At 67.6% G+C, this 15,717-nt stretch carries 12 protein-coding genes; 8 read left to right on the forward strand and 4 right to left on the reverse strand.

Going from position 1 to position 15,717, the window contains the following annotated elements; translation table 11 throughout:
- Positions 1–85: 85 nt before the first annotated feature.
- Complete coding sequence (locus ACWFRF_RS01215; protein WP_387446995.1) at positions 86–2,008, forward strand: acyl-CoA dehydrogenase family protein; 1,923 nt, start codon at positions 86–88, stop codon at positions 2,006–2,008.
- 47 nt (positions 2,009–2,055) lie between these two features.
- Here the strand turns inward: ACWFRF_RS01215 and ACWFRF_RS01220 are convergent, their stop codons facing one another.
- Complete coding sequence (locus ACWFRF_RS01220) at positions 2,056–2,763, reverse strand: TetR/AcrR family transcriptional regulator (RefSeq protein WP_378989796.1); 708 nt, start codon at positions 2,761–2,763, stop codon at positions 2,056–2,058.
- 212 nt (positions 2,764–2,975) lie between these two features.
- Here ACWFRF_RS01220 and ACWFRF_RS01225 point away from each other — a divergent pair, with 212 nt between their 5' ends.
- The 5 genes from ACWFRF_RS01225 (at position 2,976) to ACWFRF_RS01245 (ending at position 8,684) form a co-directional block, all read left to right on the forward strand.
- A complete protein-coding gene (locus ACWFRF_RS01225; protein ID WP_452448425.1) occupies positions 2,976–3,902 on the forward strand; it encodes an alpha/beta fold hydrolase in 927 nt (308 codons plus the stop codon).
- 21 nt (positions 3,903–3,923) lie between these two features.
- Positions 3,924–5,702 (forward strand): N-acyl-D-amino-acid deacylase family protein, encoded by a 1,779-nt coding sequence (locus ACWFRF_RS01230; protein ID WP_387447029.1) that lies wholly within the window; start codon positions 3,924–3,926, stop codon positions 5,700–5,702.
- The gene (locus ACWFRF_RS01235) at positions 5,699–6,598 is read left to right on the forward strand and encodes a metal-dependent hydrolase (protein WP_378989793.1); all 900 of its coding nucleotides are present in this window, start codon (positions 5,699–5,701) and stop codon (positions 6,596–6,598) included. Before ACWFRF_RS01230 ends, ACWFRF_RS01235 begins: the two co-directional genes overlap by 4 nt.
- Complete coding sequence (locus tag ACWFRF_RS01240; RefSeq protein WP_452448426.1) at positions 6,595–7,701, forward strand: PDR/VanB family oxidoreductase; 1,107 nt, start codon at positions 6,595–6,597, stop codon at positions 7,699–7,701. Before ACWFRF_RS01235 ends, ACWFRF_RS01240 begins: the two co-directional genes overlap by 4 nt.
- Positions 7,702–7,814: 113 nt before the next feature.
- The gene (locus tag ACWFRF_RS01245) at positions 7,815–8,684 is read left to right on the forward strand and encodes an alpha/beta hydrolase family esterase (RefSeq protein ID WP_379314632.1); all 870 of its coding nucleotides are present in this window, start codon (positions 7,815–7,817) and stop codon (positions 8,682–8,684) included.
- A gap of 31 nt (positions 8,685–8,715) precedes the next feature.
- On the opposite strand, the gene ACWFRF_RS01250 is transcribed toward ACWFRF_RS01245, so the two are convergent.
- The gene (locus ACWFRF_RS01250) at positions 8,716–10,776 is read right to left on the reverse strand and encodes an AMP-binding protein (protein ID WP_387446989.1); all 2,061 of its coding nucleotides are present in this window, start codon (positions 10,774–10,776) and stop codon (positions 8,716–8,718) included.
- 254 nt (positions 10,777–11,030) lie between these two features.
- On the opposite strand from ACWFRF_RS01250, the gene ACWFRF_RS01255 reads away from it, so the two are divergent.
- Both ACWFRF_RS01255 and ACWFRF_RS01260 read left to right on the forward strand, forming a co-directional pair.
- Complete coding sequence (locus tag ACWFRF_RS01255) at positions 11,031–11,822, forward strand: GTP pyrophosphokinase (protein ID WP_379312973.1); 792 nt, start codon at positions 11,031–11,033, stop codon at positions 11,820–11,822.
- Positions 11,823–11,943: 121 nt separating this feature from the next.
- The gene (locus ACWFRF_RS01260) at positions 11,944–13,500 is read left to right on the forward strand and encodes an FAD-binding oxidoreductase (RefSeq protein ID WP_379312974.1); all 1,557 of its coding nucleotides are present in this window, start codon (positions 11,944–11,946) and stop codon (positions 13,498–13,500) included.
- Between the two features lie 6 nt (positions 13,501–13,506).
- On the opposite strand, the gene ACWFRF_RS01265 is transcribed toward ACWFRF_RS01260, so the two are convergent.
- On the reverse strand, positions 13,507–14,322 hold the full coding sequence (locus ACWFRF_RS01265; protein ID WP_452448427.1) for a cyclase family protein: 816 nt from the start codon (positions 14,320–14,322) through the stop codon (positions 13,507–13,509).
- A gap of 98 nt (positions 14,323–14,420) precedes the next feature.
- Positions 14,421–15,698, reverse strand: a complete 1,278-nt coding sequence (locus ACWFRF_RS01270) for an MFS transporter (protein ID WP_452448428.1) — start codon at positions 15,696–15,698, stop codon at positions 14,421–14,423.
- Positions 15,699–15,717: the final 19 nt, after the last annotated feature.

The following is a 15,717-nucleotide window of genomic DNA, read 5'->3' on the forward strand; positions in this document are numbered from 1 at the left end:
TCGGCATTCCTACACCGATGTACGAAAATGCTACAGTGGCGAATGAACCGTCCGACCGTGCTGGACGCCCGCAAGAGGAGCGACGATGCCCCAGGATTTCTTCAACCCGAACACCGCCGACTTCGCGCAGTTCGACCCGCAGACGCGCCGGCTGTTGCGCGCGACGGTCGACTGGTTCGAGAGCCGCGGCAAGACCCAGCTGCTCGACGACGACCGGTCCCGCGTCTGGCCGTCGGACTTCCTCGACTTCGCCAAGAAGGAGCGGCTGTTCGCCACCTTCCTCACCCCGGCGGCCGAGGCCGCCGGTGACCCGGACAAGCGCTGGGACACCGCGCGCAATGCCATGCTGAGCCAGATCTTCGGCTTCTACGGCATGACCTACTGGTACGTCTGGCAGGTCACCATCCTGGGCCTCGGCCCGATCTGGCAGAGCGACAACGCCGTGGCCAAGAAGAAGGCCGCTGCCCAGCTCGACTCCGGGGAGATCTTCGCGTTCGGCCTGTCGGAGAAGGAACACGGCGCCGACGTGTACTCCACCGACATGATCGTCGACCCGCAGCCCGACGGTGGTTACACCGCGACCGGCGGCAAGCACTACATCGGCAACGGCAACCTGGCCTCGATGGTCTCGGTGTTCGGGCGCCGTTCGGACAAGCCGATCATCGACAGCGCCGCGGCACTGCGGGGCAAGCCGACGCAGCAGGATTACGAGGGGTATCTCTTCTTCGTCGCCGATTCCCAGCACGACGCGTACAAGCTGAGGAAGAATGTCGTCAACAGCCAGATCTATGTCGCGGCGTTCGATCTCGAGAACTACCCCGTCGCCGAGGAGGACATCCTCCACCGTGGCGAGGACGCGTTCCACGCGGCGATGAACACGGTCAACGTGGGCAAGTTCAACCTCGGCTTCGGTGCGGTCGGCGCCTGTGAGCACTCCTTCTACGAGGCGATCAACCACGCCGAGAACCGGATCCTGTTCGGGCACAGGGTCACCGAGTTCCCCCAGGTGCGGGCGCTGATCACCGATTCCTACGCGCGCATCGCCGCGATGAAGCTCTACAGCGCACGCGCGGTGGACTACATGCGCTCGGCCTCGCCCGATGACCGCCGCTACCTGCTGTTCAACGCCATCGAGAAGATGTCGGTAACCCGGCAGGGCCAGCGCGTGATCGAAGATCTCGCCGACGTGATCGCCGCGCGTGGGTTCGAGAACGACATGTACTTCCCGGTCGCGATGACGGCCATGTTCGGCCTGCCGCGACTGGAGGGCACCGTCCACGTGAACATGGCGTTGTCGCTGAAGTTCATGGCCAACTACATGTTCCACCCCGCCGACGCCGGTCTGGCCGCGATGCAGTCGCTGCCGGGTGCCTCGGTGGCACCCAAGGGAGCCACTCGTGCGGTCGCCGGCGCCCTGACGTGGTCGAGCCGCAAGATCACCCCGCGTCTGGGCGCGGTCGTGAAGCCGTTGCGTGCCGAATTCGCCAGCGCCGCTTACGCTCCGGTGCCCTCCCGGCACGACACCGCCGACGACGAGTTCCTGTTCCGGCAGGGCCCGAGCAGTGGCCTGGGCCGCATTCGCTTCGCGGACTGGCGCCCGGTGTTCGAGAGCTTCCGCGACGTTGCGAATGTGGCGGTGTTCCTCGAGCAGGTTCTCGCGCTGCAGGCGCTGCTCGCGGTCGCCGCCCCGACCTCGTCGCAGCAGAAGGACGTGGACTTCCTGTTCGCGTTCGGTGAGCTGTTCACCGCGGTGCCCTACGCGCAGCTGGTGCTGGAGCAGGCGCGCATCGACGACACCGACCGGGCAGTGATCGACCAGATCTTCGACGGCTTCGTGCGGACCTTCTCCGCGAACGCGCTCAACCTGCACAACAAGCCGACCGCCACCCCCACCCAGCAGCGCCGGGCCCTCGACCTGGTTCGCCGGCCTGCCTTCGACGAATCCCGTTTCGAACGGGTACTCGGCAGGGCGCGCGCGCTGGCCGGGACCTACGAGATGAAGGCCTGATCCAGCAACGGCGGTTGCCTCCGTGCATCGCGCGGAGGCAACCGGGGTCAGTCGGGCGGCGGCGCGTTCTCGGTGATGGTGGCCAGAGTCGCCGCCACCGACATATCGGGCTTGATGACGACGCCCTTCTCGCGGAGAAAGCCGTCGAACAACTGCACGACCGCATTGGTCGTCCGATCGACGAACAGTGCGGTCGGGTCCGGCAGCGGGACGGGATCGGTGTCGAGCCATAGGTCGGTGACGGCCATGACGAATCCGACGATGCCGCGCAGCAGATGATCGATACCGTCGGTATCGAGCGCGACCGAGGACAGCACACTGCGGCTGCGCTCGGCCAGATCGTGCGACAGGCGCCGACCGATGTCCAACGGGCGAGCGTCCGGGTCGGCGCCCGAGACGCTCTGGGTGAGGACGAGGAACCGGAACACGTCGGGATGTTCGGCGATGACCCCGGCGTAGGCGGTGAGGAACCGATGGATCGTGACCCTGGGCGGCTGCATGATGAGCGAGAGATCCGGCGCGACGGCCGCGTAGATCTGCGCGACGAGCCAGTCCGAGACCGCGCCGTCGAGCTCGGATTTGTCGGCGAACATGCGGTACAGACGCGGTTTGGCGACGCCCATCTCGCGAGCCAGCGCCTCCATGCTCAGCTGGGGTCCGTCGCGGTCGATGCACCGCACCGCGCCCGCGATGACCTGTTCGCGGGTGAGCAACCGTACGGGCGACCGGCGAGCCGGCCTAGACGATGTAGTCACTGTTCTCCCTGATCCGCCCTTCGCGTACGGCCAGGATAGCGGCGCCCGGCGAGGCACAGGCCGCCGTATCGCGGGCGGACTCCGAGGGGGTGTTGACAGCGGCCCTTTCGATCCTCAAGATATTCCCGGTACTACGCGTACCAGAAAATGGTACCGGCGGTACTATTGATTGCGCACGGAGCAACGAAGCCCCGTGCCGGAAGGAGTCTCGTATGACGCGCGAAACCGGAAACCACACTCCCGGGGCAGCGTCATCCAGAACGCATCTGGTGCGCAACGGCGACATTTCACTCGCTGTCTACGAATTCGGCCCACAAGACGGCATTCCGGTGGTTCTCGTCCACGGTTGGCCCGATACCCATCACCTCTGGGACGGCGTCGTTCCGCTGCTGTCGGACAAATACCGCGTGATCTCCTACGACACCCGCGGGTACGGCCAATCCAGCGCGCCGACCCAGGTGTCGGCCTACGAGCTGAACCAGCTCGCGACCGACTTCTTCGCCGTGGTGGAGGCCGTCAGCCCCACCGAACCCGTGCACGTCGTGGCCCATGACTGGGGCTCGGTCCAGGTCTGGGAAGCGGTGTGCGAACCGGGCGCGGACCAGTACGTCGCGTCGTTCACCTCGATCTCGGGCCCCAACCTCGACCACCTGGCCACCTGGATGCGCCGTGGTGTGCTGTCGGGAACCCCGCGTGGGATCTGGGGCGCGCTCAGCCAGTGCCTGTCCTCGGCCTACACCACCTTCTTCATGCTGCCGATCCTGCCGGACCTGTTCTTCCGGCTCGTGGGCACCGAGAAGATCTGGAAGTTGTTCCTTCGCGCGGTCGAGGGCACCTCCGCGGAGCAGATCTCGCTGGCGCCGACCCTGAAACAGGACATGATCTCGGGGCTGCGCTTCTACCGGGCCAACATCCTGGCCCGCATGTTCGGGCCACGGGAACGACGCACCACCGTGCCGGTGCAGTTGCTGGTCAACACCCGTGACATCGCCGTGCGCCCCGCGGGCTACGACGACACCGCGAAGTGGGCCGATCAGGTCGTGCGCCACGACCTGTCGCGCGGGCACTGGCTGCCCTACTCCGACCCCGCCGCGATCGCCGGCTACGCCGACGCGTTCATCCAGGCTCAGCCCAAGTAACGACGAATGAGAGAAAAGCACATGCTCGACTTCGACATCGTCATTACCGACGGTCTCTGGTTCGACGGCACCGGCGCCCCCGCCGCCCGGCGCAATATCGGCATCCGTGACGGCATCGTCGAGGCCGTCTCCGCGACCGCGCTACCGATCGGCACCGACACCGAGGTGATCGAGGCCGCGGGTAAGTGGGTGCTGCCCGGCTTCGTCGACGTGCACACCCACTACGACGCCGAGATGCTGCTCAAGCCCGAACTGTCGGAGTCGCTGCGCCACGGCGTCACCACGGTCGTCGTCGGCAACTGCTCGCTCTCGACCGTCCTGGCCTCCAACGCCGACTGCGCCGACCTGTTCAGCCGCGTCGAAGCCGTGCCGCGCGACGCTGTTCAGGGCGCCCTCGACAAGCACCGCACCTGGTCGGACCCGGCCGAGTACGCGAAGGCACTCGATTCGCTGCCCCTCGGCCCCAATGTGGCGGCGTTCCTCGGTCACTCCGATCTGCGCACGCACGTGCTCGGGCTCGGGCGAGCGGTCACCCGCGACACCAAGCCCACCGCCGCCGAAATCGAGCAGATGACCAGCCTGCTCGACGCGGCGGTCGACGCCGGCTTCCTCGGTTTGTCGTCGATGACGAACAAGCTCGACAAGATCGATGGCGAGGAATACCGGTCGCGGTCGCTGCCGTCTACCTACACCCGCGGCAAAGAGGTGCGCGCGCTCAACAAGGTGCTGCGTCGGCGCGATCGGGTGCTGCAGAGCGCCCCCACGGTCGGCTTCAACCCCAACATCGCCAAGTTCTTCGTCGGCAGCGCCGGCATCGGCCGGCCCAAGCTGCGCACCTCGCTGCTCTCGGCCGCCGATTCCAAGGCCTACCCGCCGCTGGTGTGGTTCATGCTCTACGCCGCGCCGCTGCTGAATCGCTTCGCGCGCACCGACTTCCGCTGGCAGCACCTGCCCGTGCCGTTCACCGTCTACGCCGACGGCATCGACCTGGTGGTGTTCGAGGAGTTCGGCGCCGGTGCCGCGGCCCTGCATCTGAAAGACCAGGTCGAACGCAACGAGCTGCTCCAGAGCGAGCCCTACCGTCGCTGGTTCCGCAAGCAGTACGACAACAAGTTCACCCCGCGCATCTGGCACCGCAACTTCTTCGATGCCGAGATCATCGCCTGCCCTGACGAATCGGTGGTCGGCAAGTCGATCGGGCAGGTCGGCAAGGACCGCGGGCTGCACCCCGTCGACGCCTACCTCGACATGGTGGTCGAGTACGGTCCGGCGCTGCGCTGGCGCACCACGATCGCCAACGATCGCCCCGAGTACCTGAACAAGCTCGCCGCCAGCCCCGGCGTGCAGATGGGCTTCGGCGACGCCGGGGCGCACCTGCGCAACATGTCGTTCTACAACTTCCCGCTGCGGTTGCTCGAAAGGGTGCTGCGGGCACAGGAAGCCGGCAAGCCGTTCCTGAGCGTGGAACGTGCCGTCCACCGCCTCACCGGCGAGCTCGCCGACTGGTATCAGATCGACGCCGGTCACCTGCGCGAAGGCGGTCGAGCCGACCTGGTGGTCATCGATCCGGCCGGGCTCGACGAGCAGGTACATCAGCTCCACGAAGCTCCGCTGCCCGAATTCGGCCTCGACCGGATGGTCAACCGCAACGACCGCGCCGTCGTGGCCACCGTCGTCAACGGCCGCCGGGTTTTCGGCGCGGGCGAAGTAGCGCCCGGCATCGGCGCGGACTGGGGAACCGGGCGGTTCCTGCGCGCTGGCCACGACAACTCCGCTCCCCTCGCACAGGAGACCCGATGAAACTCCCGTTCCGTCGCACGGCCAGGACCGTGCGCGCACCTGATGTGGCGCTGCAGGCACGCAATGTGAAGTTCGACTGGACCTCGGCGCCCCTGCACTGGATGCCGTCCGAGCCCATCGCCTCGCACGTGGTGAACTCGCTGAACCTGCTGCTGCCCGAGGGCGAGCGGATGTTCTGCGCCACCTACCGCGACGCGCTGCCCTACGTGCGCGATGCCAAGGTGCGCGAGGCCATGCTCGGATTCATCGGTCAGGAGTCGATGCACGCCGAAACCCATGCCAAGGTCCTCGACCAGGTGTTCACGGCCCACCACATCGACACCGCGCCCTACACCCGCCAGATGGAGTACGTGTTCCGTAACTCCCTCGGCGCGCGCGAGGGCAGCCCGCAACAGGCGCAGACCCGGCTGGTCGAGCGGTTGGCGTTCATTGCCAGCCTCGAGCATTTCTTCGCCTGGCTCGGCGACTGGATTCTCAACGCCGACCTGGAAAAACACGGCGCCGAACCGCGTGTGCTCGACCTGTTCCGCTGGCACGGCGCCGAGGAGGTCGAACACCGCAGTGTCGCCCACGATGTCGCGATCTACTTCGGCGCGGGCTACCTGCGCCGTGCGGCGATGATGCTGATCGTCATCCCGATCCTGCTCAGTCTGCTCGTGCGCGGCACCAAGTTCCTGGTCAATCAGGATCCCGAACTACCGAAGATGGGCTACCCCACGCTGATCTGGAAGATCCTCGGGGCGATGTGGCGCGGTGCGCTGCCGGGTATTCCGGCGCTGCTGATCAGCGCCGGGTCCACCTTCGATCCGCGCTACGACCCGGCGAATGTCGGCTCCACCGAACAGGCGATCGCCTACCTCGCCAAGTCCCCGGCGGCCAGGGCGGCGGCGCAGTGACCGTGTATCCCGCGCCCGAGGCGATCCCGCCGGACCTGTACGGCAAGCACGATCACGATCCGACCACCAAGGTGATCGACACCGTGGCCAACCTGCGAGTTCGCTGGTCGACGTTGATCAATCGCCGACCGATCCTCACCAGGGCCGACGACGCCCGCTTCCCGGTGGTCGTCACCGACCGGGTGCTGGTGGCGCAGGACCAGGCCGTCGTCGATCTGGGCCTGCGCGCCCCCGACGGTGCTGCGCTGCCCCGGTGGGCACCGGGCGCGCACATCGACATCGAACTCCCGTCCGGGCGTCTGCGGCAGTACTCGCTGTGCGGCGACCCGGCCGAAACCGGCGAGTACCGCATCGCGGTGCGCCGCATTCCGCAGGGCGGTGGCGGGTCGATCGAGGTCCACGACGAGCTGCCGGTCGGTACCGAGGTCGTGGTCCGCGGACCGCGCAACGCGTTCCCGTTCGCGCCGCCCGGGCGTGGTTCCTCGGCGAAACGCCTGCACTTCGTGGCGGGCGGTATCGGCATCACCCCGATCCTGGCGATGGCGCGCGCCGCCGACCGGCTCGGCATCGACTGGACGCTGGTCTATTGCGGGCGAAGCCGCGACACCCTGCCGTTCCTCGACCAGCTCGCCGAACTCTCCGGACACGTCGTGGTGCGAACCGACGACGAGCACGGAACACCCGGTGCCACAGACCTTCTCGACGGTGTCGATCACGACACCGCGATCTACTGCTGTGGACCCACCCCGATGACGGCCGCCCTCGTCGCCGCGGTGCGCACGATGGCGGGCATCGAGTTCCACTCCGAAAGGTTCTCTCCCGCACCGGTCGTCGACGGCACCGCGTTCGAAGTGGAGTTGGCGAGCACCGGTGAGGTCGTGCCCGTCGCCGCCGACCAGACCATGCTCGACGCACTGCTCGCGGTCCGCCCCGACCAGCCCTACTCGTGTCGCCAGGGCTTCTGCCGCACCTGCGTCGTCCACGTCACCGACGGCTCCCCCGACCACCGCGACGGCGCGCTGACCCCCGAGGAACACGCCGCGGGCGTCACCCTGGCCTGCGTCTCGCGCTGCGCGGGAAAACGCCTGGTCCTCGACCTCTGAGCCCGAGTGGCCCGGCGCGCCGGACTCCGCCTGTGTCCGTGAATCGGCATCAAAGAACATCACTGTACGCGTAGTGTGCGACGTGCAATTCTGTTCGCACACAAGGAGTTTCCGTGGCGTCCTCTCCGACGAAACGCCTGGCCGCGCTCTTCGGCGCGTCCTGCGCAGCCCTACTACTCGCGGTGGCGGCGGCCGCGCCCGGTTCCGCCGACAACGCGGTTCTCGAAAGCCCGGCCACCGGATGTTCGACGACGCCGGTCCCCGACAATGTCCCGTTCGACGGCCGGTATTACCGCGTCCACGTACCCGCGGGGGTATCCGCCGGTGCGCCGCTGGTTGTCGCCATCCACGGTGGCTACGACCGACCCGAAGGAATCGAGGCGGTGTCGGGCTGGAACGCCCTGGCCGATCAGCACAAGTTCATCGTCGTCTACCCGCGTGGTATCAAGACCGAGAACAAGCCGGACGGCACACCCGGTTGGGGCTGGAACGCCGACGCGGCCGACGTGACCCATATCAAGAAGGTCGTGACCGAGGTCAGCACGAAATACTGTGTGGCGCCGAACCGCATCCATCTGACCGGTCATTCCAACGGTGGTCAGATGGCCTCGCGCGCGGCCTGCACCGCGCCCGAGGTCTTCGCGTCCGGCGCGGTGTACGCACCGGCGCCACCACCGACCGGATGCGATCCCGCGCGCGCGGTCTCGTGGGGCGTGTTCGCCTCGGCGAACGACACCACCGTCATCGAACCCATCGCCTACAGCCACGTCATGTACTGGAGCTGGGAAAACCGTCCGTGCCAGAACGAGCAGCCCGACGGCGGCACCGACGTCAAGGACTCGCGGCACTGGGATTGCGAATCCGGCACCGAAGTGCTGTGGCGGGTCTACAACGGCGGCAGCCATTCCTGGCCGACAGGCACGCGGCGCACCGAGATGCTGAACCGGATGTGGCAGTTGTTCCAGGCCAACCCACGCCCGTAGCGACCGCGACGGAGGGGCAGGCCGTGGCGGCTCAGCCGGCCAGCCCCTCCGGATCGACCAGCAAGCGCTTGAGCACCTTGCCGGTCTCACCGCGTGGCAGCGCGTTGAGGAAGGTGACGTCGCGCGGAACAGAGAAGCGGCTGAGGCGGTTTCGGACGTAGGTGCGCACCATGTCCGGGTCGAGCCCGGAGCCTTCGTGCTTGACGAGGAACGCGGCCAGACGCTGCCCGAATTCGCGATCCGGCACGCCGACCACCGCGACATCGGTGACCTGCGGCAGGTGCGCCAGCGCCTCCTCCACCGGGCGCGGAAAGACGTTCTCACCGCCCGAGATGATCATCTCGTCGTCGCGGCCCGCCACGAACAGCCTGCCCTCGGCATCGAGGTAGCCGAGGTCGCCGGTGTCCATCATGCCGTCGGATTCCTCGGGCGGGGAATCGCTGACGTAACCGTCGAACAGCATGTGATTGCCGACGAAGATCCGCCCCACCACGCCGACCGGCACCGCCTTGTGCTCGGCATCGAGGATGGCGATCTTGGTGCCCAGCGGCGGACGTCCGGCCGTCGTCGGTGCGGCGCGCAGGTCGTCGGGCCCGGCCACGCTGGCCCAGGAGACCTCCGTGGACCCGTAGAGGTTGTAGAGGACGTCGCCGTAGTCGTCGAGGAACCGGTCGACGGTGACCGCCGCGAGCGGCGCGCCACAGCTGATCACATGCCGCAGGCTGCTCAGGTCGTACCGCTGTCGCACCTGCTCGGGCAGATCGACGAGGCGTTGCACCATCGTGGGCACCGCGATGAGCGTGTGCACCCCGTGTTCGGCGACGCGGCGCAGGCATTCCTCGGCGTCGAAGCCCTGGGTCAGCACCACTGTGGCTCGCACCGCGGTGCTCAATTGCAGCGCGGAGAGCCCCCAGGTATGGAACAGCGGCGCCGGGATCATCATGGTGCTGCCGGCGTGGATCGGAATCAGCGACAGCAGCGCGACCAACGTGTCGAAACCCTTCGGGTGCGGGCGCCGCGCTCCCTTCGGGGTGCCGCTGGTGCCCGAGGTGAGCACGATCTGACGTCCGGGCACCGTCGGGACGGGGAACTTCGTGTGGCGGACCGCGATGAGGTCTTCGATCGTGATCCGGGTCGGGTCGGCGGGCGCGTCGTCGGTGAAGAAGCGCGGCAGATCGGTGTGCAGGTACTGCACCAGATGCGCCAGATCGGTGTCGACGAACAACGCCGACAGCCGGTGCCGCTGCACGATGTCCTCGATCCGCCGCCCCGACAGTCCCGAGTTCAGCAGCGCGACGTCGACCCCGAGCTTGCCCGCCGCGACCATCGATTCGACCATGCCGCAATGATTTCCGGCCAGTAGCCCCACCGCGTCGCCCGCACGCAGCCCGACCTCGTACATCGCACCCGCCAACGCGGTGGTCCGCTTGTCGGTTTCGGCGAAGGTGGCGGTGCTGGTGTCGTCGACGAGCGCGACCTGGTCCGGGCTGTGCGCGGCGCCTGCGGCGTAGCCGCCCGCCAGATTGAATCCCCACCGGTACAGCGAGCGCAGCTGCCTGGCCGACGTCAGCGGCGGCGACACCTGGCCCGACTGCACCCACCAGCGCACGATTTCGGACTTGCGCCGGATCGGTGCCCGGTTGCCATTGGCCACCACCGAGGTCCGTGCGCCACCCACGACGTCGGCCGCCCGGCGCAGCCCGTCCTTGACCCACCCGATGATCACCGAGTTCGTCACCCCCGCGAGCGTCGGGTGCAGCCGCGGCGCCGCGAAGACGGTCACGCTCACCCGGGTGCGCTGCTCGTCGCCGGTGAGCCGGACCAGGGCGAAACTGCCCGATTCGGGGTTGTGCAGTTCGAAACTCTCGTACCAGCGACCGATGGTCAGTGCCAGCCCCGTTCGCCGCACGCCCGCGGCCCGGTCCCCGATTCTGACCTCCCACACGGTGCTCCCGTCCGGCTGGAGCAGCCGATCGCACCCCCCGATCCCGGCCCACAGCCGCGGATAACTCTGCGGTTCGAGCAACACATCCCACAGAGCCCGGCGTGGGATGGAGAACTCCACGGACACATCGACGACATCACTGGGCATTGCTGCGCGCTTTCCTCAGCCCGGCCACATTGCCGGGTAGTGCCTGCTCGCCTCGGCCCCCGTGCCGTGACGGTGCCCGTCGTCAGGCACTGCACCAGAAGTCATCATCAGCCTGCCTGCCCGTGGGCAAACGAAATATCTACGGATTCTGGTCACCGAACGAACCGGATCACCCAGCAGCTGTGAGAGGTGCCAACGTGATGCCGCACGCACCAGTCGAGGTGTTCGCGGGAAGGACGGCACAATGGAGGACGATGAAACAGTGGCAGCGCGACCCCAGCTCCGATGACGGCCCGCTCGGCGACGGAGGCCACGTCGGCATCGATGACCTGCGGATCCTCAGGGAGCAGTTCGTCGACTTCATGCTCGGCTACAAGTTCGCGATCGACGAGGTGACGACCAAGATCAACATCTTGCGGGAGGACTTCAACAACACCCACGAGTACAACCCGATCGAACATGTGGGGTCGCGGCTCAAGTCGCCCGAGAGTGTTCTCGAGAAGGTCCGTCGCAAGAACTACGCGATGAATCTGGCGGCGATCCGCGAGAACGTGCTCGATATCGCCGGGGTCAGGGTGGTGTGCAGCTTCATCTCCGATATCGGCACGATCCGGGACATGCTGGCCGGTCAGGAAGACATCACGGTCCTCGAGGAGCGCGACTACATCACCCACCGCAAGCCGAACGGCTACCAGAGCATGCACCTGATCGTGTCGATCCCGGTGTTCCGCTCCGACCGCACCGAGCTGATTCCGGTCGAGATCCAGATCCGCACGATCGCGATGGACTTCTGGGCCAGCCTCGAGCACAAGATCTACTACAAGTACCGCGGCGAGGTCCCGCCGAACCTGCGCACCGACCTGGCCCAGGCCGCCGAGGTCGCCACCCAGCTCGACGAGAAGATGGAAGCGCTCCACCGCCAGGTCGACCGCAGCGCACCCCCGAAGACGAAGCCGACCACGGACTCCCTCGACCTCAGCGTGCTGTACAACAGCCTCACCGGTGGCCACCCCGTCTACCTGCGCCCCACCGATCCGCCGACCTGACGCCACCGGCTTCGATATCGACCTCACAACCACTGCGACCGCGCCGCATTTCTGGCGTCCACCCCCTGGCGATTCCGCTACTGTCCGAGCAGATCCTCGAACACGGCGCGAAAGGAACCCGGTGGCGCTCTCCCGTCGACAGTTGATCGCCGCGGCCGCGGCCGGTGGCACAGCGGCCGCGCTGGGTGTGCCCGTGAGCCGCGCCGAGGAGCCGGTGCTCGGCACGAGCGAGTTCCAGTCGCTGGCCGCGCGCGGCTACAACCGACGCTTCGTGGCTCGACCCGCGAAGATCTTCGTGCCTTCCAGCGCCGAGGAGGTTCGTCGCGCGGTGGCCGGGGCGGTGGCCGAGGGCTCGCCGATCGCGGCGCGCTCAGGCGGACATTGCTTCGATGATTTCGTCGACAACGACCGGACCCGTTCGATCATCGACCTCGGCCGGCTGAACGCGGTGTTCTGGGACGAGCGGCACCGCGCGTTCTCCGTCGACGCCGGCGCCGACATCGGCACCGTCTACAACGCCCTGCACCGCTGGGGCGTCACCGTGCCGGGTGGGATCTGTCTCGGCGTCGGGATGGGCGGTCACGTCTGCGGTGGTGGCTATGGCCCGCTGTCGCGACGCTTCGGACTCGTGGCCGATCACCTGGCCGGGGTGGAAGTCGTCACCGTCGATGCCGACGGCACGGCGGACATCGTGGTCGCGACCGGCGATGGCCCAGACCGCGATCTGTGGTGGGCGCATACCGGTGGCGGCGGCGGCAATTTCGGTGTGGTGACCCGGTATCTGCTCCGGTCGCCCGAATCAGACGGCGCGGACCCGGCACACGCGCTACCGAAGCCGCCGGGCAGCATGCTCAACGCGCGACTGATCCTGCCGATCACGACCGAGGATTCGTTCGTCCGGTTACTCACCAACTATCTCGGGTTCTTCGAACGCCACAGCGCCCCCGGCAATGACTTCGCCGGTCTCTACGCGCCGCTGATGATCCGGACGACCGGCACCGGCGCGGCCGAGATGCTGATCCTGCTCGATGCCGGAACACCGCACGCGCGAACCCGTTTCGACGAATTCGTCGCCACGGTGAGCGACGGCGTGTTCCCGCCGCCCATTCTCACCCCGCTCGCCCAGTTGTCCTACGCCGACACTGTGAACCAGGTGTATTACGCGAAGGGCGTGAACACCACGCGCGTCAAGGTCAAAGCCGCCTATCTGCGCACGGCGTACTCCCCCGATCAACTCCGAATCTTCTACCGCTCCATCACCGATCTCCGTTTCCTCGGTGAGTCCCAGCTCGAATTCCTGCCGTTCGGCGGCGCGATCAATGCCGTCGCCGGCGACACGACGGCGATGCCGGCCCGGGATTCGTTCATGAAGATGCTGATCCACGCATCGTGGCGACTGCCGTCGGATGACGACCGGTATGTGCGCTGGGCGCGCGAGATGTATCGCGACGTCCACGCCGAAACCGGTGGTGTTCCGGTGCCGAACAAGGCCTACGGCGGCAGTTACATCAACTACCCGGACCCGGATCTGGCCGATGCCGAATGGAACACCTCCGGTCTGCCGTGGCACGCCTTCTATTACGGCGACAACTATCGGCGACTGCTCCGAGTCAAGGCGGCCGCGGATCCGGGAAACATTTTCCGGCACCGACTGTCGATCGGTCGACCGGACTGGTGACGGTGGTCAGGTGAGGGCGAGCACCCGGCACGGTCCGCCTGTGCCGCCCGCGTGGTTCGGTGCGCCGACGACAATCGTCGCGCCCGTCGCCGGGACCGTGGCGAGATTGGCGAGCATCTCCACCCCGTAGCGCCCCGCGCCGAGAAAGGCTGTGTGCGCACCGTATTCGGGATCGGCACCGCAATCCAGGCTGAGCGTGTCGACTCCGGCGCCGACGATTCCGCAGTGCGCGACGAGGTATCGCGCGGCCTCGGCGGAGAATCCCGGCGCGTGTGGTGTGCCGCGCTCGTCGAGATTGAGGAAGGCCGACGGTCGGTCGAGGCGATGTTCCCAGCCGGAATACATCGCGACGAAGGCCCGCTCGGGGATGTCACCGTGCCGTGATCGCCAGCTGTCGATATCGGCGATGGTCACCACCGCGTCGACGTCGACGGCGGCTTTGGCACTGATATCGAGGACGACGAGCGGCGCGACGAGGTCGTCGACAGCGAGGACATCGGTGGTCGTGGCGCCGGGGATCCGATGCGCGGGCGCGTCGAGATGGGTTCCCGTGTGCTCCCAGTACCTGAGCGCGAACTGCCCGAACCCACCCGCCGCGTGCCAGGCCACCGGGACCATGGCCATCGGCGGATTACCCGGCCACACCGGCAGTTGCGGCGTGAGCGTGTGGGTGAGGTCGACGACGCCGGAGCGCGGCGCGGCGACCGCAGGGGCGGGCGCCACCGCGGCCAATGCGGTGAGGCCCGCGAGACCGAACACCGCCCGCCGACTCGGCTGCGGCGCACTCTCGTGGGCGAGACGAACGATCTCCGGCGAGCACATCGGACTCAAGATAGCCGAGCGAGCCCGGTACGGCCTCTGATCGGCGTCGATGGCAAGGCCGGGATTTCCGGTCGACCAGGTGGACCGCGTTCGCCGGGCTACCGGACGGCGCTGCGGTCGCCGTCGTGTCGTGGACTGTCCGTCGGCACGAGGGCTCGGTGCAGGCCGGTGGGACCGAGACCCCGCGACAGGCCGAGAATCATCGCGGCGCAACCGAGTCCGGAGAGGATGAGACCGGTGGCGAAGAGTGTGGGATATCCGGCCAGGTCGCCGATGAGACCCGCGGCCATCCCGGCTGTGCCTTGGACGACGACGATCGCGCAGGCGAGCAGGGTGTAGTCACTGCCCGCGTGCTCGGATTCGGACGCGTCCATCATGAGCGCGAAGACGGCGACGGTGGCGGCACCGCCGAAGATGTGTTCGGCCAGGCTTGCCGCGACCAGAAGTTCGAAGCCACCGAGGCCGAGGGACGCGACCAGATACAGCGCAATGCTCGCGGTCTGGGTGACACCGCCGATCAGCAGCGCCTGCCGACGGCCGTAGCGGTAGGCGAGCCAGCCGCCCATGGCCGCGCCCGCCAGCGCACCCGCCGAGGACAGGACGCCTTTGATCAGCGCGATCTCGCTGAGGCCGAGTCCGGCGTCGGACAGGAAGGGACCGGTGAGCGCAGCGGCCATCGAGTCACCGAATTTGAAGGCGCCGATCAACGCGATGAAGGCCAGCATGCCGGGGCGGCGCAATCGGGTCCACCAGGCGCCGAGCAACCGCGCGGGTTTCGGTGCCGGCAGCCGGTCCGCGACCCGCTCGCGCATCAGCCATACCGGCACCGTGGTGAGCACGATCAACGCCGCCATGGCCAGGAACAGTGCCCGCCATCCGGCCAGTGCGAACAACCACAGCAGGGCGCCACCGCCGACGATCATCCCGATGCGATAGGCACCGACCTGGATCCCGTTGCCCAGCCCACGCTCACGCGGCCCGAGTAATCGCACGGCCACACCGTCGGTCGCCACATCCTGGGTCGCCGACAGCAGATTCACCACCACGATGCCCGCGAACAACCATCGCAGCGAGGACGACAGATCCAGGCAGGCCAGCACCAGCGCGACCGCGGCCGACAGCAGTTGCAACACCAGCAGCCAGGTGCGCCGGGTGCCGTAGCGATCGACGTAGGGCGCCCAGAGAAACTTCAGCGCCCACGGCAGGAACAGCACCCCCGAGGCACTGATCGCCACCAGCGAATAGCCCGATTCGCGCAACACCACCGGCAGCGCCTGGGTGAAGAAGCCGAACGGCAGCCCCTGCGCGAAGTACAGCGACGACAACAGAACCAGCGTGCCTGCCGTGATCACACCCGGTCGGGTGGTGGTGCTCATGGGCACATCGTCGCAGAGA

The sequence above is a fragment of the Nocardia sp. NPDC055165 genome, from assembly GCF_053606985.1.

Coding starts and splice junctions, on each gene's coding strand:
- ACWFRF_RS01215 (WP_387446995.1), top strand. CDS start 86: ATGCCCCAGGATTTCTTCAACCCGAACACCGCCGACTTCGCGCAGTTC.
- ACWFRF_RS01225 (WP_452448425.1), top strand. CDS start 2,976: ATGACGCGCGAAACCGGAAACCACACTCCCGGGGCAGCGTCATCCAGA.
- ACWFRF_RS01230 (WP_387447029.1), top strand. CDS start 3,924: ATGCTCGACTTCGACATCGTCATTACCGACGGTCTCTGGTTCGACGGC.
- ACWFRF_RS01235 (WP_378989793.1), top strand. CDS start 5,699: ATGAAACTCCCGTTCCGTCGCACGGCCAGGACCGTGCGCGCACCTGAT.
- ACWFRF_RS01250 (WP_387446989.1), bottom strand. CDS start 10,776: ATGCCCAGTGATGTCGTCGATGTGTCCGTGGAGTTCTCCATCCCACGC.
- ACWFRF_RS01255 (WP_379312973.1), top strand. CDS start 11,031: ATGAAACAGTGGCAGCGCGACCCCAGCTCCGATGACGGCCCGCTCGGC.
- ACWFRF_RS01265 (WP_452448427.1), bottom strand. CDS start 14,322: ATGTGCTCGCCGGAGATCGTTCGTCTCGCCCACGAGAGTGCGCCGCAG.
- ACWFRF_RS01270 (WP_452448428.1), bottom strand. CDS start 15,698: ATGAGCACCACCACCCGACCGGGTGTGATCACGGCAGGCACGCTGGTT.